The organism is Nostoc sp. (assembly GCF_036916975.1).
In the GTDB taxonomy this organism is placed as follows: Bacteria; Cyanobacteriota; Cyanobacteriia; order Cyanobacteriales; family Nostocaceae; genus Nostoc.
In genome coordinates, this window is the sequence record NZ_JBALFF010000020.1 from 1 (window position 1) to 25538 (window position 25538).

Here is a 25538-nt window from a genome sequence, read left to right on the forward strand (position 1 = left end):
TCCCCTCTCCCATTTTTGGGATTCGGGGAACTAAAATTATTTCTCCCCTCTCCCATTTTTGGGATTCAGGGAACTAAAATTATGTCTCCCCTCTCGCATTTTTGGGAGAGGGGCTGGGGGTGAGGCAAAAGATTTAAGCACTATAAATCTTATCTTTTAAATCTATAAAACTCAAAGGTATCATATCATAATGGCGATCGCCTAACAATACCCAGTTGTTTGAGAGGCGATCGCTGATTATATTTCGTCATTGAAAAAGCTTTATTATATGTCAACACCCTCACCTGCACTATTCTTCAATACAGTTAACGCTTACCAACGCAGCGCGGCAATTAAAGCCGGAGTTGAATTGAATGTTTTTACTGCCATCAGTCAAGGAATAGAGTCGAGTCAATCACTGGCACAAAAGTGTCAAACCTCCGAACGAGGTATGCGAATGTTGTGCGATAACTTGGTGATTATCGGCTTTATGACAAAGGAAGCAGAAGGCTATAGGCTCACTTCAGATTCAGCGATGTTTTTAGATCGGCAAAGCAAATTTTACATGGGAGATGTAGTTGAATTTTTACTATCTCCGATGATAACTAACGGCTTCAATAACTTGACTGCTGCTGTCCTTAAGGGAGGAACTGCCGTATCGTCTGAAGGAATTATATCGCCAGAACATCCAGTATGGGTGCAATTTGCAAAAGCTATGTCAGCAATGATGGCAAACCCCGCACAATTAATCGCTCAGTTGGTGAATGAGAATAAAATAGAGCCTCTGAAAGTGTTAGATATTTCAGCAAGTCATGGCTTATTTGGTATTGCGATTGCCCAACATAACCCTAATGCCGAAATTTTTGGTCTTGATTGGGCATCTGTTTTAGAGGTTGCTAAAGAAAACGCCAGGATAAAAGGAGTAGGTTCGCGGTATCATACAATTGTCGGTAGCGCTTTTGAAGTAGATTACGGCAATGACTACGATCTGGTTTTACTGCCTAACTTCTTACATCATTTTGATGTAGCAACCTGTGAACAGCTACTAAGAAAGATTAAGACTTCGCTGGTTGTTGATGGAAAAGTTATCGTTTTTGATTTTATTCCTAACTCTGACCGCATTACGCCACCTGATATTGCTGCTTTTAGCTTAGTCATGTTAGCAACAACCCCTAGTGGCGATGCCTATACATTTGCAGAGTACGAAAGTATGTTTAACAATGCTGGTTTTTCCCATTGCCAACTTCATTCCCTCTCGCCTACTGAACAGCAAGTAATACTTGCATATAAGTAAGCCAGTGCAAATAATCATCGTTCGTAGTTGCGCTAAAGCGCTAAAGCGCTAAAGCGCAACTACGAGCAAATACAGAGATTTTACTTTTCGTTACATAGTTTTGTTTTTTCTCCTCCCCTGCAACGCCGTGTTTTAGCTTACTAGCTGCTAACACCTAACATTTGTCTTTTAACAAGAGCATGGCCAGATTGAACATCAAACCAGTGAATATCTTCAAGAGGCAATGCTAATGTAATATCTTCCGCACTCCAATTTTGGTCTGTTGGCAACAAAGCACGTACCGTAATCGCTCCGGTTTGTGAACCCTCAATCCTGACACTGACTAAATAGTGCATACCCAAGTTTTCCACTAAAAATACTCGCCCTTGGATAGTCTGGGTATCACCTGGTTGAGCAATGCGGACATCTTCTGGGCGGATTCCTAGAACAATCTGCGGTGGTATTGTTGGTATATCTGGGAGAAGTACTTGGAAGTTACCCACGATCGCATATTGTCCCCGACAAGGTAAAGTCAGTAAATTCATTTGCGGACTACCAACAAATCCAGCCACAAATAGATTAGCGGGATGGTTATAAATCCTCTCAGGCGGGTCTAGTTGCTGGACATAGCCATCGTTGAGCAATGCAACTTTCGTGGAGAGCGTCATCGCTTCGGTTTGGTCGTGAGTGACGTAGACAACTGGCACTTTTTGTGCTGCAAAAATTTGCTTGATATCGGCTCGGACTCTTTCTCGCAGTAGTGCATCCAGGTTGCTTAAAGGTTCATCCAGCAGGTATACATCGGCATTACGCACCAAAGCACGACCGACAGCAACCCGTTGCCGTTGACCTCCAGACATTTTACCAGGCTTGCGGTTCATTAACTCTGTTAATCCTAAAACTTCTGCCACTTCTGCGACTCGCTGTTTAATTTCTGTAGCTGGTACTTTTTTCAGCTTGAGTCCAGAAGCGAGATTTTCGTATACACTCATGTGAGGATAGAGGGCATAGCTTTGAAATACCATTGCAATATTGCGATCGGCTGCTGGTTTATAGGTGACATCCACTTCCCCAATCTTGATCTGACCGCGAGTAGGTTCTTCAAGACCCGCAATCATGCGTAGGACGGTGGATTTGCCACAGCCAGAAGGGCCAAGTAAAGTGAGAAACTCATCGTTATCTACAGTTAAGCTAACGTCTTTAACAGGGACAACTTTAGGATTATAGGTTTTGTTTAAGTTTTTGAGTTCGAGTTTAGCCATTTGTCATTTGTCATTTGTCATTTGTCATTTGTCATTGGTCATTTGTCATTGGTCATTGGTCATTGGTCATATCATGTCCGCTTGATTACTTACTAAATCCGAAGAACCCCACCCCGCCAAAGCTACGCTTTGTCTCCCCTCCCCGCAAGCGGGGAGGGGATTAAGGGGTGGGGTGCAATGACTGTGGGAATCATAACTAATTATGCGGACATGATATCATTGGTCATTTGTCATTGGTCATTTGTCAGAAATTATTATTCTCCCCCCCTGCTTCCCCTTATCCTTTCACAGCACCAGCGGTAAGACCTTGGACAATCCGGCGCTGGAAAAACAAAACTAGTAAAATCAGGGGTAAGGTTCCTACAACAGTTGCAGCAGCGATCGGGCCGTAAGGAATTTCATATATTGTCGCACCACCCAACTGAGCAGCAGCAACGGGAATTGTCTTCAACTCTTCACGAGTCATAAATGTCAGGGCGAAAATAAACTCGTTCCAAGCAAAAATAAAGGTGAGGATTCCAGTAGTCACTAAGGCGGGAAGGGTCATAGGCAACACGATTTGCCATAGTAGTTGAAAGGTGTTATAGCCATCGACTCTAGCGGAATCTTCTAAATCTTTTGGCAATTGTTGAAAAAAGCTTCTCAGCACCAAAATTGTTAGCGGCAAATTGATGGCAGTATAGGGTATAATCAGCGCCAGATAATTGTTACCCAATCTAAGCGCTTGGATAATTTCTAACAGTCCTAAGAACAAGAGAATTCCAGGAAATAAGGTAACAATTAGAACGCTGGCGAGGATAACTCGTTCACCCCAAGGGCGTAACCGTGCAAGGGCATAAGCCGCAGGTGCGCCGATGGCTATTGCGACAGTTGTAGAAGTAATTGAGACAAAGGCGCTGTTGAAGATGTAGCGCCAAAATGGACGACGACTGAATAACTCAATGTAGTGATTGAAAGTGAATCGTGTGGGAAAATAGACAGTAGGAACGGCGGCAATATCCTCATTCACTTTAAATGAGGTGAGTAATTGCCATAAGGCTGGCGCAAGGCTGAAGACTACTATTAATATAACTATTATGAGTAGCAAGATTTTTTTAAGAGAAAACTTGGTTTCCCGCGTTGGTTTTGGAGTAGTTGGAACTGCTTGTGGAGTTACACTCATGGGTTAAATGGCTGCTGATGTTTTGGCACGGTATTTGTTTAGGAAGAAACTAGCGATCGCTACCGCAGCAATCAATATTAAAAATGTCACTACTACAAGGGCTGCTCCATAACCAAAATCTAAGTAGCGCATCACTGTAGAATAAATATACAATGACACCACTTCCGTAGAGCCGCCAGGGCCACCCCCGGTCATTACAGCAATCAAGTCGAAAATTCCGAAAGCTTGAGCAAACCGAAATAGCATTGCAATTAAGATTTGCGGCAGCAGCAGTGGCAGCGTAATATTGCGGAAGCTTTGCCAAGCATTTGCCCCATCGACTGAGTAAGCTTCATAAAGGTCTTGTGATATCGATTGCAACCCAGCTAGCAACAGGATACTGATAAACGGCGTAGTTTTCCAAACATCAGCAAAAACCACTGCGATCATCGCCAGCGTTGGATCTCCTAACCAGTTAATCCCCGTCTCGATCAGCCCCAACCGCCCCAGAATATCGTTTACAACCCCAAATTGGTCGTTAAAAATCCAAGCCCACGCCAGACCAATCAGAGAGGTAGGCAAAGCCCAAGGGATGATGGCAATTGTACGCACTATGCCCCGCCCAAAAAACGCCTGATTGAGAATTAGGGCAATCCCCAGTCCTAGCAGTAGTTCTGAGATTACTGATGCTGTTGTGAACACGGTTGTCGCCCACAAACTCTGCCAGAAACGACCATCTCCCGCCATCCGCACATAATTGTCTAAACCAGAAAATACAGGTTGTAATTCTGTTCCCAAATTTTTAGTAAATACGCTTAACCAAAATGCTCGTAAAATCGGGTAGGCAAATACAAACAACAGCAGCAACAATGCGGGTGTTAGTAATATCCAGGCTGTGTGTTGTTCTCGACTTCTAAGTGTATGTAAATTTGTCATTTGTCATTTGTCATTTGTTATTTGTCATTTGTCATTGGGAACTGGCTATTAATTCTTTTCCCCCTGCCCCCTGCCCCCTGCCCCAGCAATCGGCGCGTTTCAGCAGCAGCAGCTTGCATTGCTTGTTCAGAATTCATTCGACCAGATAAGGCGGCGCTGAGATAACGCTGTAAAATATCTGATGTTTGAGCATATTGGGCGATCGGGGGACGTAAAACTGCATTGTCTACGACCTCCAATAACTGCGGATAGTGGGGGTATTTAGCAACAATCTCTGGGTCTGTAAATAATTCCCGGCGGCTTGGCACATAGCCTGCACTTAAAATGAATCGGCGCTGTGCTTCTCGACTGGTAAAATACTGAATTGCTTTCCAAGCTTCTTCAGGATGTTGAGAAGATTTTGCAATCCCTAAACCCCAGCCTCCAAGACTTGCTGCTCCCCTCTTCCCAGGAGCATGAACCATCGGTTTAATCGCAATTTTGCCCCGGATTGGCGAATTTTCTGCCTGGGCTAAAGGCCATGCATAAGGCCAACTGCGTAAAAATGCTACTTCACCACTTTGAAACAAGCGTCGGGTATCTTCTTCTTGGTAGGTTGTGACTCCAGGAGGCGAAATACCTTCTTTAACGGTACTACGCAGAAACTCAATGGCTCGTAATGTTTCTGGTCGATCTAATCCAACTTCGAGGGTGTCGGGATTAACCCAGAAGCCACCAAAGCCATTAAGGACTTCTGCAAACATTGCCACAAGTCCTTCATATTGGCGACCTTGCCAAACATAGCCCCAATTTACCTCCTTTTTCTTTTGCAAGACATGAGAAATTCGGATCAAATCATCAAAGGTTTCTGGCGGTTTTAATCCTGCTTGTTTGATTAAATCTTTCCGGTAGTAGAGCATTCCTACGTCCGAACGCACTGGAATGCGGTACAGCTTGTCTTGATAACGTCCCCCTTCTACATCCTGGAGTGAAAATGCTGCCAACTCCTTTTTAGAAATGCGATCGCCTAAAGGTAGCAACCATCCAGCAGCAGCAAACTTGGATGTCCAGATCACATCCATATTTATCAGGTCATAAGGGGATTCACCCAAGATAAAAGATGAGGTATACAGGTCTTCGAGCAAATTTGTGGCATTGGGCCCTTCAACCAGATTAATACGAATACCTGGGTTATCAGCCTCGAAGTCTTTAATCAAACCCTGCCTCCAAGGTTGGGCATCAGGGGCAGTCATTAATATATTCAGGGTAACTGGTTGCTGCGAGAGTGCTACCCAACTGAACAATATGATGCTCAATAGAGTCGCCAGAAAAACCCCTATATGTAAATAACTTGGTTTTTGGATGAATTTTTGTAACTTGTTTATTGGCTTTCGGTACAACATTCTCAATGTAGCGATCGCTAATGGGAATTATTAGGAAATAAAAGCATAAAATATCTCAAAAAAGATGATTTTGTATTATTTGTTATCAAAATGCTGAGTAATAAACAAGCAAGTCAATAAACTTAACATCAAGCTGGCTCAAAAATCAGCGTCAAATGTTGCTGACGGGGCGACGAAATGGGCTGAAAATGGTATAACCCCATTGTAGAAGCAATTGCAACGTCTCTACATACGTAAAATAAATACCAAAAATCCTTAACCCAAGCCTATTGACTTATATCAGGGCTATTTCATTCTAAAATGTGACGTTTTCAAAGTCCCTCTCAAAGATGTGGGAGAGGGATTTAGGGTGAGGGCAAAAACTACGGTTCTCAACTGAAATCGCGTTTAAATTCTTATTTTTCTGAAAAAGATTCCTAAAAACTGCCGTAAAAATAGAATGAAATAGCCCTGGACTTATATAGCATTAAGCCAATTATTATGTTTAATTTAATTTGCACAATTACTTACTAGGTTATACGTCCCAAAATTCAAACAACTTTCCCCATACAACCCTCAACCCAAGTACTATCAAATATCAATTCATAAATCCGATTATGAACTTTCAACACCCCCTGTTGCTTAACTACTAACCCCGACAACAGCAACTCCCTCTCTTCTGGGCTATCGATAACACCCATCTGCCCATGATGGAGAATTTGCTGATATAGTTCTAGTAAGGCAACAGGGTAGAGAGTATTCTTGAGGATGCGATCGCGGATAGTTCGCACATGCTCAGGCTCATCTTGAGATTCCCAATTGTCGATGATATGCGATCGCACCAAATTATCCAACCAAACTGCTTCAGAGTTTGTCGGTATCACCGATGTACAACTACGGATAATTTTACAAAGCTTTTGAGTTAAAAAAGGTTGCCCATTAGTCCAAGCTAATACTTCTTTTAGCACTACTTGCGGATTGCTAACTTTTGGTGTTAATCCTTGTAGTAAAGGTTGAGCTTCGTGTAATTGAAAGCCATCTAATTGAATTATCTTACCAATATTAAATGGTGTTATTTGATAATCAGTAATTAAATTTGAGGGTGTAGCCACACCAAACAAAGCAAAGGTTAAACGCCGATATTCTGGGTTAAGACTGCGCTGATTATAACAAAAACGAATCAAGGCAAAGAAATCATTAACAGGGAATTTTAAGGCTAAAATACTATCAATTTCATCAATGAAAATAAAAATTTGCTCAGTTGTCACTTGCTTAAGTAATATATCTTCAACAAATCGACTTAAACATTGCACAGGTGATAAATCTTTTTGCTCAGACCACCAATCTTTAAAATTAATTTTGTCTAATAAATTAAAACTCTGCCACAATTCCACTACTAATCCCTTATACCATTGAGCAGGAGTAATATTTTCGCTACCCAAACGAGTAATATCAACTGCTGCACAACTCAATCCTTCTTGCTGAAGATGGTGTATCATACGTACCATCAAGCTTGATTTGCCCATTTGTCGGGCATTTAGGGTATAACAAAACTCTCCAGATTTTAATGCTTTATAAAGGTAACGGTCTGCGGAACGCACCACATAAGTCGGTGCATCCATAGGTAAGCTTCCCCCAACTTGATAATCAAAATTTGAAGATTCTTCCGCACTTCTTAGCAACGCGTTTTCAAATATCAGTTCTGCTTGGGTAGCTTTCAGAATTTCAAGCGTTTGTGATAATTCTTGAGTGCGTTCTTTAACTTTTTGTTCTAAATTTTGGTTTGATTTTGCTAATTCTTCTTTTGCATCTTGCAAAGCCAGATTTTTGATTCCTAACTCTGCAATTAACCGTGTCCGCTCTGCTTCTGAACGTTTCCGTTGTGTGATATCTTGAAAAGCAGCTATAGCATAGATAATTTTTCCCTTTTCATCAAAAATTGGCGTAGCCGACACCTCAAGCGGAATAATATTGTCAGCTTGGTGAATTTCCATATCATCGACAGTGGTACTCTCACCGTTCAATGCTTGCACAATCGGGTGCTGTTCTGTGGGATATAACTCTTCTTTCTCTGATATATAGGCTTGATAAATTTCACTCAATTTAGAGGCTGTAGTTTCTGGCACAATTCCTTTACCAAGTATTTGCTTGGCGGTTTGATTGGCGTAGAAGGGTTGGCCATTGCCATTAACTACAAAAATGCCTACTGGGACAGCTTCCAGAAATTGAGCTAGCTTGGCTTCGCTGGCACGCAATGCTTCTTCTGCTTGTTGGCGGACTCTGACTTCTTTTTGTAGACGAATTAATAACTCACCTTGAGCTTGTTGTGCTAAAAGTTCCTGTTCCTTAATGGCTTTCATTTTCTGCACATGTTGCAGAGTTTTATGAGTAGTAATTTCTAAATCCTGAAAATTAATTGGTTTAGTTAAAAAGTCAAAAGCACCGCGATTCATCGCATATCTGATATTATCAATATCACTATAAGCAGAAATAATTACTGCTTTAATCATGGGATATAATTCATTAAGTTTAGTTATTAAACTTAACCCATCCATGTGAGGCATATAGATATCAGTTAATACTATATCTATATCTGGCTCTACTTGTAATTTGTCTAATGCTTCAACACCGTTACGCGCAAAAAATAAATTAAATTGCTTTTCTCTAATTTTTTTTCTAAATTTTTGGCGGAGCAAGATTTCTAAATCAGGCTCATCATCCACAACCAGGATTTTAGCTGGCATAGTTTTTTAAATGATTAAGAGTATTTATAAATTAAGGCTATTCATTACATTTTATAGTACATTACCTTCAAAAAACCCATGAAACCCTTATTAAACAATAAAAATGAACATAATTTACTAATCTTTTAGCAATTGGGTAAGTAGGTAAGCAAGATAAAACCAAACTATGTAACTAAAAGTAAAATCTCTGTATTTGGCTCGTAGTTGCGCTGTCTTGCGCTTTAGCACAACTACGAGCCAGTGATGATTATTTGCGCCCACTTACTTACTGCTTTTGGCTTTTGAGCTTTATTTTTAAATTTAGCTTTGATATCTAACTAATAATTTTGCCCTGCATAATAGGTACTGAAGAACCTATATTAAGTATTTTTGTCTTTAGTTGATTAAATTCAATTGGCTTGGTAATATAGCCATCAGCACCATACTCTTTCGCAGTTAAATGATAATCTTCATCATCATAAGCAGTAATGATAAATACTTTTAAATCGGGATATTTTTCTTTAATCAGTTTGAGCATTTCTAGCCCATTCATCCCAGGCATATTAATATCCGTGACAATTAGGGTTAGGCAATTAGTTAGCTTATTTTGTAAACAATCTAGTGCTTCCTCTGCTGAAAAAGCGAAATACAACATAATTTGATTTTCTTTGAGTTCTCTCCTAAATTTTTGTTTAAACAATAATTGGATATCTTGTTCGTCATCTACAACCATTATTTTCATATCACTTATCTTGACAAATTACATAAAATATGTAATTTGTCAAAGCCTCAACTACAATACCTATACAAATATTATCGTTAAAGCTAGAGCAGATTATGCAAAAATCATGTTGATAAATAGTTAAACATAATTAATTACACACAGTCATTACGCACCCTGTCAGTTTTAGAGCTATTTCCTCTCACCAATCATCTTAGGCAAAGTGATAATAAATTCAGTATAAATATTTACTTCAGTGTTGACTTTGATTTCCCCTTGATGCTGCTGGACAATAATATCATGAGTAATAGATAGCCCTAAGCCTGTTCCTTCACCAGTAGGCTTTGTAGTAAAGAAGGGATTAAAAATTTTATCTATTACCTGTGGGGGAATACCTTCACCGTTATCATGGATGCGGATTTGTACTTGCTCATCTAAATCTTTTGTACTAACCGAGAGCGTAGGTGAAAATTCCTCAGCTAGAAACTCTGACTCTTTCTGCAAACGCATTTTCTTTTGATGTACCGCATAGCAAGCATTATTAATTATATTTATTAAAGCGCGATTAATATTCTGTGGGATAATATTTATCTGACCAAGGCGACGATCATAGTCTGTTTTTATAATTATCTTGAAAGCCGCATCTTTAGCACGCATTCCGTGATAAGCCAGGTCAATAGTTTCCGCCAGTAAAGTGTTAATTTCTGTGGGTTGACGCTCACCAGTTTGCCCCCGTGAGTGCATGAGCATTCCACTAACAATATTGTCAGACCTTTTGCCATGCTCATATATTTTTTGAGCATTTTGTTTGAGATCGTTTAATATTTCATCTATATATTCTTTGCTATCAACATCTAAACGGTCTTGTTGATTATTAATTTCTGTCTCTAGTTCCTGAGTCAATTCTACAGAGAGTTCAGCAAAGTTATTCACAAAATTTAGGGGATTTTTAATTTCATGAGCAATCCCAGCTGCTAAAGCCCCCAAAGAAGCTAATTTTTCTTGGGCAATAATCTGAGCTTGTGTAGCTTTTAATGTTTGCAGGATACTTGCCAATTCTTTATTTTTATCTTGTAATTCCTGAGTTCTTAGCTTTACTTTTTGTTCTAAAGTGCGACTATGATCTTCTAGCTGTTCGTAAAGACGGGAGTTTTCTATAGAAATTGCAGCTTGAGCAGAGAGAATTTTTAAAACTTCGACACGCTCTGGAGTAAATGCACAAGTTGTTAAATTATTTTCTAAATATAAAATGCTGCTTAATTTGCCTTGATAGAGCAAGGGAGTACAAAGAATTGATTTAGGTTGACTTGCAATAATATATGGATCGTGAGTAAATTCTCCCTCAAAAACAGCATCATTTAAAACTACATTTTTATGTGTGTTAAATACATAGTTGATAATAGTAGTTGATAAAAGATGTGTTCCGGTATAAGTATCAACAGAATCTACTGGAATTGATTGTAGTGTAGTAACTTCTTCAGAATCAACCGAGCCTTCCGCTTCGATGACTAAATTACTCTCTTTGTCGAGAATCAATAAACCTTTTTGAGCGCCTGCATTTTCAATGATGATCTTCATCAGTTTTTTTAGCAGCTTGCTGAGAATAATTTCATCAGCCAGAGTTTGGGATGCTTTAATAACTGTTGTTAGGTCTAACACTTCTGTATTACTGTTAGTGAGAGAGGAAATAGGATTGATATTGTCAGCACCCGTTTGTTTTGTTACCCCCACAAAAAAATGTGGATATTTGGATTCTAAGTCTTTAACTTTAGCCGTTGCTCCCCAGTAAGCATAACAATGGTGGGCATTTTTCATGTATAACTGACCTATCTCCTCTTTGGCAAGATAGAGGTAGAATTCTGCTGCACGTTCATAAGCTAGAGCTTCCTCATGAAGAAATCCGTATTTCTTAGCTCCTCGAATAGCCTGCTCATAGAATTCTTGCGCTTCCCACTTCTGTCCTAATACTCGCGCTTTCTCTGCTTCTATCAATTCATATTTATGGCGGCAATTTTCTGGACAATGACCAGCCCATATCTTCATTTTTTCCTGGTTTAACGATACTTTTTTTAAAACCTCCTCTGGAAACTTATTTTTTCCATTAAAGCAACAAGCAAGCAAAGCCAAAGAATAGTAAAAGTTATGTTGGACTGCAACTATATAAGAGGCAGAACTTTCTGAGTTATTTTCTGCTTGAACAGCATAACTAACAGCTTGGTGATACTGATTAAATAGATAATATAAAATTGTTTTTGCTAAATAAGCACTAAACAGTAGCCATACAGCTTTATTTTTAGTCCACTGCTTTAGTAAATTTTCTTCTTCTGCTAGAGAATTTCCAATAATTGCAAAATTTTCTTCTTGAGATTTACTCACCAAATTGTCAACAATAATTCTACAATTTTTCATGTAGAATACTGTATATTGTTGTTTCAACTTACAATTCAAATCAATATATTCTTGATACTTATGATTTAATTCTTCAAGATTATACCCACTAAACATTAAAAATAAACAATATGCTGAAGCTGCGTAAGAAGTATATTCTATATGTCCAGTATCTAAACCAATATTTACAGCTTCTTGCAAAGTTGCAATTATCTCACCGTCACGAATTGGTTCTTTCCAGTGGCGAATAAAACCACTAGTATAATGTAGTACAAGAGGGTGAAATTTTTTGATATTAGATTTTTCTAATAAATGTAAAGCCAATTGACCAAAACGGTATCCAGTATCAATATCTTGCAACATCCCACACAAAAGCTTGCCATAAAAAGTATAAACACTAGTGGCTTGAGGTGGATTACCATACTTAATACAAAGATTAACCGCAGTTAATGTCACCAAAGCAAATAATAAAGGATTACTAATAATTGCGGCTGTGGTCATAATCATTAAGATTTTGACAGATGCAAGTTTATATGGGTCTGTCATTGTTGGCAAATCAGATAAATCTTCGATTTGCCTATCTTGCAATAGTAATTTTATCGTTTCTTGTTCTTGATTAATATGATTTACATCTAGTATTTGAGGTAGATTAATTCCTAATTGTGCTAAAACTTGGCGGGCAGTATTTATAGCTGATTGCATTTGAATTTCAGCAATATAAGACTGAATCTTTAACTCATAAATTCTCACTTTTTCAAGAAGTGATTTAGCTTTTTGTAAAACAATATTAGATATATTTTCAGCTTCTATAAACTGAGTATTGATGTATTGTAATTCTACAGCTTCTACAGAAAGAGCTAATGTTAAGTCATACTGAACTTGCCAACTATTTGATAACAACAATTTTAAGCCAATTTCTATATATCTAATAGCCGTTTCGTAAGCTGCTGCATTCTTAGCTTTTCTTCCAGCCATTAAATTTAAATCAGCTAAACGATCTTTTTCTATTTGCGTGGTAATTAAAGATAAACTGATATTTAGATGATTAACAATATTAAATATATTTTCTGATAATTTTTTTTGTGTAGTATTTTGTAATAAAAGTTGACCTACTTGCAAATGAACTGCTTGTTTTTGCTCATTGGGAATTAAAGTATAGGCAGCTTGCTGAACTCGGTCATGCAAAAATTTGTAAGATATAGAAGATGGAAAAACAGGTATAATGGCAGAAGATGTATCTGAGCGATCGCTATCCTGTTCATGCCATAGAATAGGGATTTTGTAAGCCTCACTCAGAGGTATAATTAGACCTTCTTCAATAGCTGGTAAAAGTTCAATAGCTGTATCTACAACAGATTTTTGATTTACTACAGAAAGTATATTTAAATCAAATTGGTTTCCGATACAAGCAGCCAATTTTAAAGATTCTTGGGTACTCCTATCTAATTTTTCAATTTTAGTTACCATTAAATCAACTACATTATCAGTTATCCCTACTTGTTGAATTTCTTCAATACTCCATTGCCAACGACCAGTAATATGATTAAATAATAAAAAATTTTGCGTATATAAAGTTTGAAGTAACTGAGTCAAGAAAAAGGGATTACCATTAGTTTTATTAAATACTAATTCCGCGAGAGATTTTGATTCTTCTATTGAGCAGCCAAGTGTGTCAGTAATTAATTGCTGGACATCATCTAAAACCAAAGACTGGACGATAATTTTGCTGAAACTGATACCATTACTTTGAATTTTGTCCAAACTTTGCATTAAAATATTAGTTGAACTTACTTCATTATCTCGATATGCCCCAATCATTAAAAAGTATTTACTATCGGCATTAGTCATGAAAATTTCAATTAACTTTAAAGAAGCAGAATCTGCCCACTGTAAATCATCCAAAAAAATAACTATCGGGTGTTCTTTTTTGGTAAAAACGCCCAGGAATTTTTGTAAAACTAAGTTGAACCGATTTCGAGATTGAGCGGAGCTTAACTGTGGGATTGAAGGTTGTTTCCCAATAATTAGTTCTAGCTCTGGAATCACATCAATGATGACTTGACCGTTATTTCCCAACGCTGCTAATAGTTTTTGTTTCCATATTTGCAGTTGCATTTGATTTTCTGACAATAACTGCCGAATTAACTCTTGAAATGATTGTATTAAGCAAGCATAAGGAATATTTCGCTGAAACTGGTCAAATTTACCAGAGATAAAATACCCTCGTTGTCGGACAATAGGTTTATGAATTTCATTAACCAAAGCAGATTTACCGATACCAGCATGACCAGCTACAACAATCATTGCTGTGGAGCCTTGACTGACTAAATCAAAAGTCATTAATAGTTGGTCTATTTCATTTTTTCGGCCATAGAGTTTTTGAGGAATTTGAAATTTGTCGCAAATATCCTTGCGTCTCAAAGTAAAATTATAAACTTCTCCAAAATTATCTAGATGATTAAGGCAGGTTTCTAAGTCTGCTATTAGTCCCTGACAAGTTTGATATCTCTCTTCTGGAGTTTTTGCCATGAGTTTCATGACAATATGAGCAACCATCTTTGGACAGAGTTCTTTTCCAGTTAAAATATGAGGTGATACAGGCAATTGAGCTATATGAGAATGCACTAACTCCATCGGATCATTTGTAGAAAAAGGCAAATGATGGGTAAGTAACTCATAAAAAGTAACGCCTAAAGAATAAAAGTCAGTCCGGTAATCTATTACCCGATTCATTCTGCCAGTTTGTTCTGGTGAAATATAAGCTAAGGTTCCTTCTAGGTGGTCAGGATTGCGAACTATCGGGTTTTCTCGTGATAAAACGGTAGAGATGCCAAAGTCGATAATTTTAAGTTGTCCGGTTTTTGGGTTAAAGACAATATTAGATGGGTTAATATCTTTATGGATAATTTTGGCAGTATGAATAGCACTCAAGCTCTCTGTAATTTTGATGGCTAGAGTCAATAACTCTCTCAAGCTAAACTGTTGTTTTAGCAATAATAATTGTAAAGATTCACCACCAAAATCCTCTAAAAACATGACTAAAGTAGTTTTATATCTGTGTAATTCATAAGCTTTGATTGCCGCATCCAAATTTAGAGAACTAGTGATTTCAAATTCTTGTTTATATCTAATGAGTTCGGATGGAATAGGATAATCTTCTTTGAGAATCTTCAGAATTACAGGCTGACCATTTTGACTGCGTATAGCTCTATAAACTAAGGAGTTAGAACTTTCATAAAGTTTGGCTATAATTTGGCAGCCAGCAATAGCATTCATCCTTTATATCCACTCTTATAGAAGTGTTGCTTTAAGTATCTCTTTTCTCAGTCCCCAGTCCCTATTTTAAATTCAGGAAATTAACTATGCCGAAGTATTTAAAAAAAAGTTATTGCAAACCATAAAAACGAGCCGGATTATCCCAGAGAATCATTTTGACAATTTCTTTGGGTAGCCGCTCCTGAAGAACTTTTTGAATGTGGAAACATCCAGTTTCTCCTTCTTTTTGCTCCCAATGAACATGAGGATAGTCAGAGCCAAAAATTAGCTTATCGGCACCAACATACTCAATTACTTGCTCAATACCAGGTTCTCCTAACTCATACCCAATAAAACATTGGCGTTGAAAGTATTCTGAAGGTTTCATCTTGACATTATCCTTAACCTCCCAGTAATGGCACTTATATTCTTCATCCAAACGCCATAGCCAGTAAACTAGCCAACCACAACCAGACTCTAAAAAACCTACCCTCAATTTGGGGTGACGCTCTAATACTCCTCCTTCAATTAAGGCCAGTAATGCCATCATCTGCTCCATAGGATGAGAGCAAGCACGCAAAGCAAAACGAGTGTTAAACCTATCTGCACCAACAGTTGGCAAACGGCTATGAGTTCCTTCGTGAATGCTCACTGCTATTCCTAGTTTTTCACATTCTGTCCAAAAAGGCTCGTAGGCAGGGTCACTCAGAAGTCTTCCTTTAACTGGGTTGGGACGTAAACAGACTGCTTTGCAGTTAAATTTTGCAATGCGGTACAACTCTGACACCATTTCTTCGGGAGCATGAAGATTAATCATACCCACACCTTTGAGAATTTCTGGGTCATAACTACAAAAATCTTGATACAACCAGTTGTTGTAGGCGCGAGTAAATGCACCAGCTAAAGTAGGCTCCATTGTATCAATTGCTGTTATTGACATTCCCAGTGTTGGGTAAATAAATGAAATATCAACCCCCATCTTTTTTGTTTCTAGCACATGAAGCTCATTAGTAAAGCCATTCAGTCGAGCCAGAGGATGAGCTTGCATAATCTGCTTATTCCATTGGGCTACAACTTCACCGGAGGTCTTATAATAGATTGCTTCACCTTGAATTTTCATATCCAGCGATGGTGCAAAGCTCTGATAAGCAGGTTCTAAATGCTTTTCCCACATATCAAAAGGCTCAAATATATGGGAATCGGCATCAATGATTGGATATTCTTTCACCATTATTTTAAAAATTAATTTCTCTTAACAATACTTGTCTAAATTACTGCGTTGCCAATCTAGTTTTGAGGTTTTGTAGTCAGGACTAAAATGCTTATAATCATCAGAAATAAAGTCCTTACTACAAAGTTGTGTAGGGAGCATCCTAATGAGTGCTTAAATCTTTTCCCTCACCCCCAGCCCCTCTCCCAAATATGGGAGAGGGGAGGCAATTTGGGATGCTCCCGTTGTGTAGCCATCAATTTCAGCTTGGCTAACTATTATTACATCCACATCGGAAATGGATTAAGTTGATTTTCCTTGAGTGGCTGTTTCAACCAACCCATGTTTAGAGGAATATCATACAATCGTCCTGAACCCAAACGTCTCCACCAATGGCGCATTCCGGGAACAATCACTTTAACTACCCTCAGTTTAATATCAGCACGAGTTTGATCTAAAACTAGCATTTCCATACCGCTTTTTTCCACTAGTTGCTGACAGAGCATTACATCTTCTAGTAAATCTTCGCTGCAATTGTGGGGATAATCAGCAGATAATTTGGGTGTGAAATTTTGATCTGAAAGTAGATAAGATTGATTTTCCACGGTTGCTGTTTGCCACCATTTAATAGCAAGGGGATCTGAAGAAGCAGGATATTTAGTGCTACCATCGGCATTGGCAGATAAAACGTTAGGAAGAATTTGGTTGATCTCACTTAAAGCTCTGCTAATGGCAATCTGTGGATCAAAATGAGTCCCAAAACCAAGGATAATATCTTCTACTGCTCGATCGGTTCTGCGGCTGATGGCAACGAAGGTTGGTATGTTTAAATCGCTAGTGATATCCAAAACCCACAGTTCCCGATGAATTCTTTGGTAATATTTCTTCATAGCTTGAAAATAAGGGTCATCAAAACTATCTAAATCTACCTGCGGTTTTTTGAGGCGATTATACCACCATAGGGCAACGCAATCACGCTCCACCAATTCCATGAAACCTTGTAGGATTGCTTCTTCTATAGTATTACCAGCAGCACAGCCATTGGAGTCAGCCCAACAATCAGGCATTGGGAAGTTGGGATAGCCGTAGTAGCAGTAGGCGGTTGGTAAATACTTAAATTGTTGATGGGTTAAAGACCAGACTGGTGTCCACTCAATTTCTTTTTCTTCATCAAAAGGTTCTGGTATTTTTTGAAACCAGCCAGAACAATTTGCATTCCAGTTGTGGCGATCGCTATATTGTGATTTACTAAAATTCATACAAGCATAAGGATGAATGGCTTGGCTTATCAGTTGTTCATAACTCCCTTTCTGCCTGATTTCGTTTCCTTGAAACACACCAGAATATCGTTCAATGGCTTCGCACAAAGCACTAACCTTCCCTTGCTGGTCAGTTTTTCCTTTTCCCGCACTTCTACCGCTAATATTTTGCCGTAAAGCATTTAAATCATCAAATACCGTAGCGAAGTGATGCCTAGCTACATAAGTATGGATTAAAGTATGAGAATTTTGATCTATCTTACCTATTCCTCTAACTACTCCTGTTAAGGGACTAATGTGGTATTGATATTTCTTGAATGTTTCTTCTGGGGAAAAACAACGGTGTCCCCCATCTAATGTAAAATTTTTCTGCCGATGTCCTAAAACGATTGGATATGGCTCTGCATTAAACCCAGTTCTATCACCACAACTTGGGCATTGAGGACGCTTCACTAAAACGTGGTTTTGCGTTTCAAAAGAAATAGTATCATGGGTTACTAGCATTCCCTCCAGGCGTTTATTTTCCTCCTGGACAATCCATTTAAAAATTTCAGTGGCAGCCATTCCCAACGCAGTTTGGTAGGTGGCGGTAAGCGAACCGAGAGGAGGGGTTAAAGAAGTAGAAATTCCTTGATGTCTTTCGATAAATCTTTCCACAGGTTTGTTGTTTCGCAAACGTTGAGCTAGGCATTGCCAACAACCTGTTTTACCGGGAATGAATATCGGCCCTATCCAAACTATTGTGCCTACAGGTTTTACCAATATCCAAGGTTTGGCTAACTTTAAAGCTTCCTCGTTGAAACTTTTTAAACCATTTTGCAAGTAGTCATCTGTTAAAACTACCTCTATATCTCCTGCTGTGGATGATACTTGGATATGTAAGGATTCTAATATCTTTCTAAATTCATCAATAGGAAGATGGGAGCCAAAAGATTTTATTCCTACTTTAGTTGTTTGTAATCGTTGGTAAGCAGTATGTGGATCGATGTTTAAATGTTGGCAAAATATTGATAAATTAGATGGTAAAGATTCATCACTATCAATAATATATCCCTTCTGCTCCATCAACATGAGAGCATAATAAATTTCACTAGCAGATACATTTGATTGGATTAGCAAGTCAATAATTTCATCAACTGTATGTTTACCGTTAAGCAATGGCATTAATATTTGATATATATGTCCATTGACAAAGTTAGCATTTCTTTCAGAAAGTAATAATGTATTTTCTGAATCGTTGTTGATAAAATTATAATATTCAAATCCTACTTTTAATTTTGGTCTATTTAACATGTTATCTACTCTCAATCTAGGTGTGAATTTTACATAGTAATGATTAATTTTAAAAAATAGCTTTATCGCTTCATTCTTATTAATAAGTCGCTCAAATTAAATATAAAACCTCACCCTGCCTCCGGCTTCCCTCTCCTTAGTTAGTAAGGAGAGGGATTGAGGGTGAGGTTTTTTATTATGTTTAATTACGTCTACCTACTTACTATCACTTGCAATTAACTATAGGAATCGTATTTAATTTTTGAAAAAATCTAGTGCAGATGAAAAAGCTTCTTCCCCACTTCTTATCTACGCAAGTAAGTTCAAAAATTAACGCGAATTCCTATATCTAGCATTAGCAAGTGTAAGGAATCCATTCATTTGTAGGTGTCCAAGGAGCAGAAGTTGAGTCATTTTCTACCCACTCTCTTAAAACATTTTCTGGTAAATTCTCACTACTAGGTCGTTGAGGATATGGTACGTTTATCTTGTAACCATCTGGTTGCGGTGTTATTCCTCCTTTATATTGACGTGGCGGTAAATCTCGCTCAACATGAATATCAATATTAAATTTAGCCTCAAATTCAGAGATAATTCCATTGTTAACGAGAAACTCTTTATCGATATTAATTTCCTTATTTTCTAGCCAAGATTTGGCAATAAGCTGTGAAAGTCTTTTATTGGGAATGAGAGTATTAAAGGGTTCTATCTCTACTGCTTCTTCTTTACACTCTACTTCTTCTCTTTCATGTTTTATTATGCTGCTATCAGCACCCTGGAAAACTTTTACAGTTGGTAGTAAGGGAACTTGTAAAGTTTTGATTTCGCTGGTATTTTCATTTTCCTCTTCATTAGGTGCTAAGAAAATTACTGGTTTTCCTGGCTCTGTACTCACCTCTGACTTTGGCGGTGGCGGCGCTATCCAAGGAGAGTGCGTTGGGTTACTCGTAACCCAATTATAAAGCCAATCTCTTATATCTGGGTCTGCCAATACTTCCGGCTCTGGCCGAGAATTTGGCATCAAAATTTTCTTATCTATTTCGTCTATTTCAACTTGATTTGTTTCTACTAAAAATACACGAAAAACTTCAGCCTCGTCTTTAGATAGGATTTTTTGCTCGCTCAAAAAAGTTTTATCTGCTAAAGGAATTTCCTTGTTATCTAACCATGACTGAGCAATTAGTTGGGAAAGCCTTTTTTGAGGAATGAGAATGTTGTAGGCGTTTGGTAGACTCATAGTTTATACAATCCTGAAAACGAAGAAAGAGTACACTTGAGCAAGAATTATCTACGTGGAAAAAGTAGTTATTAGTTGCCGATTTTTGATTGATAGCTTTAGCTTTATAACATATATAGCAATCATAAATGATTCGTAAGGACTCACTTCTTAAATTGCTCATGCAGAGGCGCAGAAAGAATTTAGAGAGATATTTACAATTCATTTGTGACTGAATATAGGCTAGAAAAAGTCACCTGTATAGCGAGCATCCCAATGAGTGCTTAAATCTTTTCCCTCACCCCCAGCCCGTCTCCCATATGACGGGAGAGGGGAGCGATATTTATGACAGTCTCAACAGCGATCGCCGCTTATCAAAGCTAATCTAAATTGGCTTAACTACAATTAATAATATCTTTTTAGTATTTGTTTGCAACATAAAATCTCAAAAAATACACGTTTTTTAATAATTATAATTTTTATGAGTTTTACAAGTTTTTTATATGAGATATATGAGTTTTCATATGAGTTTTTATATGAGAAAAATCTATCTTTATTTTCAGAATATCTGTTATGTAAACAATACTAAAATTTAGCACTAATTATCTGTAATCGCAGTTTTGAGCCAATATTTATTTTTATTTAGTGAAAAGCTTTGACTGAAAATACTGTCTATATAACTGACAACTAGGTGTAGCTTGGTTATTATCTAACTTGATCAGCCCCATACTGCTTAACTTGTAAGCAATGATAGGTTCCAATGGTATTGGTTCAGTGGAATTGATGACAGTAGCAAGAGCGATCGCTAATTCAGTCTGCTCTTGTAACGTTATCCAATGACGTTGTAAGTGGTGAAAATAAACCCCAGTGCAAGTAGAAGCAGTTTCTAGTAATTGTGGGAGAGTTACCTCACCACGATTGAGATAGTAGAGTGCTATGTTCACTAATGCCGGATGTCCCCCAACTATATCCATAAGTTGTTTAGCTTCATCCCCATCAGCCCAATTAATTCCATATTGCTGGGCTAACTGTTGCACCTGTTCTAAACTGAAGCTAGTTAATTGAATTGGTAAGCCGACATTGAAAGGAGACTGCTGAAGTTGCAGAGGAACATAAATTTCAGTTGAGTGAACTATGATTAGGCGCAGCTTTTGGCAGATAGGTAATCTTCTAGCATCTTCATACCAAGAACGCAGCAGGGGTAAAAAATCTTTAGCGACTTGGGGATACTCAAAAATATGGTTTACTTCATCCAATGCCAAAACCAAAGGAGAATCTATTTGCTCTAGTAAATAATTTCTGATATACAAACTACAGCTAACTTTGCTACCAATATCCTCATCCCAATATTCATCTAATTTCGGCTCTAACTGAAGCTGACTACTAATGTTGGCACACAACCAGCGCAAAAAACGATTCAGATCGCTCAATATTGCTTGGTCGGTTTGTTCCAGATTTAAGCTAACGGTACGGTAGCCCTGATACTTTGCATAGTCGAGAACTCTTAGCAGTAGTGAGGTTTTACCCATTTCTTTGGGAGCTTTAATTCGCACCAATGCCCCTGGCTTTCTAATTTCTGTATAAATCTGCTCCTCAATGGAAGAACGTTCAACATAAATGGGAGAATCAAGGGGAACTGCACCACTAGGATAGGGAAGTGAAGACTGTGAATACTCTTGACTAGTTTCTAAGGAGACTCCTTTGAATTGATGCCTTTGAGCCTGTATTACCGACACTGGTTGGGCAACAGCATAAGATTCTAACAATATACGACAGTTTTTTTTAGTCACGCGCTGGCCGATCAAATTAGAGAGTCGTTTACACAACTCTGGGGCAACTACATTAGTTAAGTATCCAGCACTATAGCCACCCTCTTCAGCAATTTTGCTATAGGTCTGATACTCCCAGATGCCCCGAAGAATCAGAACTTCTGTAGAATTAAGAGGGCGATTCTGGCTCTCTATCAACTTGCGGTTCACTATCTCAATCAGAGAATCAAGGTTCATAGCGGATCAAAGCTTATCTCGTGCTTACAAATTGACCTGCCCATAATCAAAATACCGTTTTTTGGCATAACCCTGATATGGATCTTAAAGATATAGAAAATTTTTCCTTATATCAATTTGATTCTACCTCAATTCTCGTCGTAGCTAGTACAGCACGGCGTAAATAAAAAAACATTTCTAATTTCTGAAAAGCTTATGCTGTTGTGATTTTGAATTTTTAATTTGGCGTTGCGGTACTAGCCGCTCCGTTGTAATAATGATTATCATTAGTTTTAAGATATGTTTTATATGAGGTTGCAAACTTATATTAATGAAATTAATATGAGATTTATGGATTGTATTTTGAATAAAATCTATTTAATATTAAAAATAGAAAGAAAAAGTAAATAGTGACTTGCAGATAAATAAGATACTCGGTAGTTATTACTAAGTGTTTATCTATTTTAGCGCAAGTTGCTTGGCTCAAACAGGATAATTTTAATGAAGGCAAAACAATAATTATATCACACCAATCAGAGACTCATTGACTCATCCTTTAGCACCTGAAATAATCGATTATGAGTACTTCAAATCAACGAATTTGCCCTGAAAAACCAGAAGCAAAAAGTATATTTGCTAGTAGAACATTTTGGGGAGCCGTCTTAGCAGGAGTAGCATCTTTAGTTCCACTTGCTGTGAAGGATATCAAGGCTCAAAAAATCACCGTTGACGATGCTGGGCAATACTAATTCTATGTGGCGTAGGGACTGCGATCGTCGGACGTGTGAACGCTCAAGCATCAATCTACACTCCTGATGGTCTACCTGGTCTAAATAAGTCAGATTTTGAAAAGTAAGCAAAAGATTTAATACTTCTAGTTCGCTGATTTTCTAAAGAAAAAAGACGGAATGGAAGAATAAATATATAGCGCAATACGCTTGGGTTAGAGCCAAAAACCTTAAACTGCGTAGGTGGGTTGAGGAACGAAACCCAACATTTTTCCGGGTTTGTTGGGTAAGACGAATGTTCAACCGTTCAACCCAATCTACAATTATTCTTAACCCAAGCGTATTGGGTTATGGCATTTGTCCCAGATTGCTTTTCGCTATTCTGGAGAATTAATCTTGGGTATTGGTTCACCACTCGCCATCATCCAAAAAGCTGATTTCTCCCAAATTCTTATGACTATCTTAAATTAACACTGCTCCTCAGTTATTTATTGCTTGTCAAATACACCTATAAATTCAGAGTTAAAAAGGATTATTTGACTTATGACTTAATAATCTCTTGTTAACCATAAAACTTGAAATAGAATGGAATTGAAGTAATGAAATTATATAAAGTAATAAATTCATTAAATATTAGGAGATGAAATGAGAGATATTTTAGTAAACGATGCTGAGAATAAGACTAAAAACCTCTTAATGAAATGCTTAGATACAGCAGGCTTTGAGGTGAGCATCACAGAAAATGGTCTTATTAATGTTCATCTAAAAAATGAAAAGTTCTCTACTACCACCGAAAGTAAAAAATCAAATACTCAAGAGTCCATATTTCCATCTATTCCTCGGTTGCGTGAGATATTTGAGTTCATTGAATTAAATTATCATCAAAGTATTAGTCTGAAAGAAGTAGCTCAAGCAGTTGGTTATTCCTCAGCTTACTTAACCGACTTAGTGCGAAGACTTACCGGTAAAACAGTCAATAATTGGATTATTCAGCGTCGGATAACCCAAGCAAGCACCTTGCTTTTAGAAACTAATTACTCCGTTGATGAGATTGCTTTAAAAGTAGGCTATCAAAATATTAACCATTTTTACTGTCAGTTTCGTGATTACTATAAAATTACTCCGCGTGCTTGGAGAGAATCACAGCGTTGTAAAGGAACTTATAACTCCACACAAACCTAAATAAAATGGGAGCATCCCAATTTTGGCTTAAATCTTTTCCCTCACCCCCAGCCCCTCTCCCGTAATGTGGGAGAGGGGAGACATAATTCTAGTTCCCCGAATGCCATCTTTGGGAGAAGGGGTTAGGGGATGAGGGCTATCAAGGTTTTTGCACCTGACGGGATGCTCCCAATAAAATCGTACAATTGCCTCAATTATCAATCGCAAAAAAAAGTAGATTTACTAAATTGTAAATTATTGTAGCAGTGAGTAATTGTTTCAGCAGTTACTCACTGCTACTTTTTCATAAAGGTTTTTACATTCCTCTATTTATCATGTTAAAAAAACTACACCATATATAAACACAAATAAAACTTTATATCTAAAAATAATTAATTATTGCTTTGATAAATACCTAAAATTATTTAATTATCAAAGTAATTAGGAAAGAATATTATTGATATTAAGAAAGAGCGAAAGTTTTAAACAAGCTAAACCTTGCCTTTCCCAAAAAACAGAAAGATGCAAGTAAATTGCTACTTTCTGTTCAAGACAACTTAGCAATCAAAAACAAGGAAAACTATCATGTCTACAAAACAAGGTACTCCTGCCTGCACACATCGCGTAGGAGACGGGGATACATTTTCTGAGCTTGCACGAGCCTATTATGGTGATGGCAGCGATAGACTGGCAAAAAAAATTCAAGATGCTAATCCTGGTGTTTCCCCTACAAGCTTACAACTTGGTCAAACACTTAATATTCCTGTGTAAGTTTTAGTAGGTGGACAGAATTAAATACACCAATTTTAGGCTGAAATATTTCCCTAGCAAGGAATCAGTATTGTAATTAATTCTGTCTGCTTACTTAAAGAGGAAAAAGTAGCAAGCGTAATATAAACTATTATGCAATTTCTAAAACTCCTACTAAGAAAGGGTTAGAAAAATGACCATCAATATGATTAATGGTGGTATTGAATCTGGGAAGTAGGAGCAGATTTCGCAGGCTCAACATAAAATACAATACCAAAAGTTTGCTGAGATGTTGGGTGTTATCCCAGACGATAATCTCTCGTGCTAGAACACCGATTGAGCCATTGTACAAAATTCACTTAGGAGAAAATTATGTCTACTCAATTGAATCTAGAAGCTACATTTTACAGCAGAGAAGAAACACTTGGACACGCACCTGCAACTGGCATTTTTGCATCTACATTAAGTGAAGCACTTAGTGGCAAAGGGCTTCTACAGTGTGCTGTAGATCCAAATGTTATTGCCCTAAAAACAAACTTTACTTTGATACTTTGGGATGGAAACCAGATTGAAGCCGCAGCGCTAGATACGGGTACAGCAATTATAGGTAACAAGATTGATATCTTTGTTGATACCAACAGCGAAGCTATTAATTTAGGTGTAAAGTCCGTCACGGCAGTTTTAGATAATGGAGCAGGTAATCATCCTGGTAGTCAAACCTATACTGTACAACCAGGTGATTTTCTCTCTGCGATCGCCCAAAAATTTTATGGAGATGGTAGTGAACAATCGTGGAGAAAAATCTACGATGCTAATAAAGCCGTGATTGGCCCTGACCCTAATCAGCTTCAAGCTGGGATGATACTGACCATTCCCTAATACCACATAGCTGATGAAAATAGCCTTCACTTTGCGTGT

The 25538-nt window shown here is 37.8% G+C and carries 17 protein-coding genes; 5 read left to right on the forward strand and 12 right to left on the reverse strand.

The genetic code is table 11. The features are described from left to right. The first annotated feature begins 268 nt into the window (after positions 1 to 268). Positions 269 to 1273 (forward strand): class I SAM-dependent methyltransferase, encoded by a 1005-nt coding sequence (locus tag V7K73_RS03830; RefSeq protein ID WP_334877291.1) that lies wholly within the window; start codon positions 269 to 271, stop codon positions 1271 to 1273. A gap of 140 nt (positions 1274 to 1413) precedes the next feature. Here the strand turns inward: V7K73_RS03830 and V7K73_RS03835 are convergent, their stop codons facing one another. From V7K73_RS03835 to V7K73_RS03885, 11 genes are all read right to left on the reverse strand, one after another. Beyond that, positions 1414 to 2514, reverse strand: coding sequence for an ABC transporter ATP-binding protein (locus V7K73_RS03835; protein ID WP_334877293.1), 1101 nt, complete (start codon positions 2512 to 2514; stop codon positions 1414 to 1416). A 277-nt stretch (positions 2515 to 2791) separates the two neighbouring features. Then, positions 2792 to 3676 carry a carbohydrate ABC transporter permease gene (locus tag V7K73_RS03840; protein ID WP_334877295.1) on the reverse strand — a complete coding sequence of 295 codons (885 nt, stop codon included), beginning with the start codon at positions 3674 to 3676 and terminating at the stop codon, positions 2792 to 2794. A 3-nt stretch (positions 3677 to 3679) separates the two neighbouring features. After that, complete coding sequence (locus V7K73_RS03845; protein WP_334877296.1) at positions 3680 to 4591, reverse strand: carbohydrate ABC transporter permease; 912 nt, start codon at positions 4589 to 4591, stop codon at positions 3680 to 3682. Between the two features lie 17 nt (positions 4592 to 4608). Then, on the reverse strand, positions 4609 to 5973 hold the full coding sequence (locus V7K73_RS03850; protein ID WP_334877298.1) for an ABC transporter substrate-binding protein: 1365 nt from the start codon (positions 5971 to 5973) through the stop codon (positions 4609 to 4611). 530 nt (positions 5974 to 6503) lie between these two features. Next, entirely contained in the window at positions 6504 to 8696 is a 2193-nt protein-coding gene (locus tag V7K73_RS03855; protein ID WP_334877300.1) for an AAA-like domain-containing protein, read from the reverse strand. A 313-nt stretch (positions 8697 to 9009) separates the two neighbouring features. Further along, positions 9010 to 9408 (reverse strand): response regulator, encoded by a 399-nt coding sequence (locus V7K73_RS03860; protein WP_334877301.1) that lies wholly within the window; start codon positions 9406 to 9408, stop codon positions 9010 to 9012. 180 nt (positions 9409 to 9588) lie between these two features. Further along, complete coding sequence (locus tag V7K73_RS03865; RefSeq protein WP_334877303.1) at positions 9589 to 15060, reverse strand: AAA family ATPase; 5472 nt, start codon at positions 15058 to 15060, stop codon at positions 9589 to 9591. Positions 15061 to 15169: 109 nt separating this feature from the next. Next, positions 15170 to 16270 (reverse strand): amidohydrolase family protein, encoded by a 1101-nt coding sequence (locus V7K73_RS03870; RefSeq protein WP_334877305.1) that lies wholly within the window; start codon positions 16268 to 16270, stop codon positions 15170 to 15172. A gap of 260 nt (positions 16271 to 16530) precedes the next feature. After that, the gene (locus V7K73_RS03875; RefSeq protein WP_334877307.1) at positions 16531 to 18801 is read right to left on the reverse strand and encodes a TOMM precursor leader peptide-binding protein; all 2271 of its coding nucleotides are present in this window, start codon (positions 18799 to 18801) and stop codon (positions 16531 to 16533) included. Positions 18802 to 19135: 334 nt separating this feature from the next. Beyond that, positions 19136 to 20017, reverse strand: a complete 882-nt coding sequence (locus V7K73_RS03880; protein WP_334877309.1) for a hypothetical protein — start codon at positions 20015 to 20017, stop codon at positions 19136 to 19138. Between the two features lie 617 nt (positions 20018 to 20634). Then, the gene (locus V7K73_RS03885; protein ID WP_334877311.1) at positions 20635 to 22002 is read right to left on the reverse strand and encodes an AAA-like domain-containing protein; all 1368 of its coding nucleotides are present in this window, start codon (positions 22000 to 22002) and stop codon (positions 20635 to 20637) included. A 557-nt stretch (positions 22003 to 22559) separates the two neighbouring features. Between V7K73_RS03885 and V7K73_RS03890 the strand changes: the two genes are divergently transcribed. The 3 genes from V7K73_RS03890 (at position 22560) to V7K73_RS03900 (ending at position 24641) form a co-directional block, all read left to right on the forward strand. Further along, the gene (locus V7K73_RS03890) at positions 22560 to 22730 is read left to right on the forward strand and encodes a hypothetical protein (RefSeq protein WP_334877313.1); all 171 of its coding nucleotides are present in this window, start codon (positions 22560 to 22562) and stop codon (positions 22728 to 22730) included. A 624-nt stretch (positions 22731 to 23354) separates the two neighbouring features. Then, a complete protein-coding gene (locus V7K73_RS03895) occupies positions 23355 to 23891 on the forward strand; it encodes a helix-turn-helix domain-containing protein (RefSeq protein ID WP_334877315.1) in 537 nt (178 codons plus the stop codon). A 564-nt stretch (positions 23892 to 24455) separates the two neighbouring features. Next, positions 24456 to 24641, forward strand: coding sequence for a LysM peptidoglycan-binding domain-containing protein (locus tag V7K73_RS03900; protein ID WP_334877317.1), 186 nt, complete (start codon positions 24456 to 24458; stop codon positions 24639 to 24641). A gap of 130 nt (positions 24642 to 24771) precedes the next feature. Here the strand turns inward: V7K73_RS03900 and V7K73_RS03905 are convergent, their stop codons facing one another. Next, entirely contained in the window at positions 24772 to 24972 is a 201-nt protein-coding gene (locus tag V7K73_RS03905) for a hypothetical protein (RefSeq protein ID WP_334877318.1), read from the reverse strand. A gap of 20 nt (positions 24973 to 24992) precedes the next feature. Between V7K73_RS03905 and V7K73_RS03910 the strand changes: the two genes are divergently transcribed. Beyond that, positions 24993 to 25499, forward strand: a complete 507-nt coding sequence (locus tag V7K73_RS03910) for a 3D domain-containing protein (protein ID WP_334877320.1) — start codon at positions 24993 to 24995, stop codon at positions 25497 to 25499. Positions 25500 to 25538 lie beyond the last annotated feature (39 nt).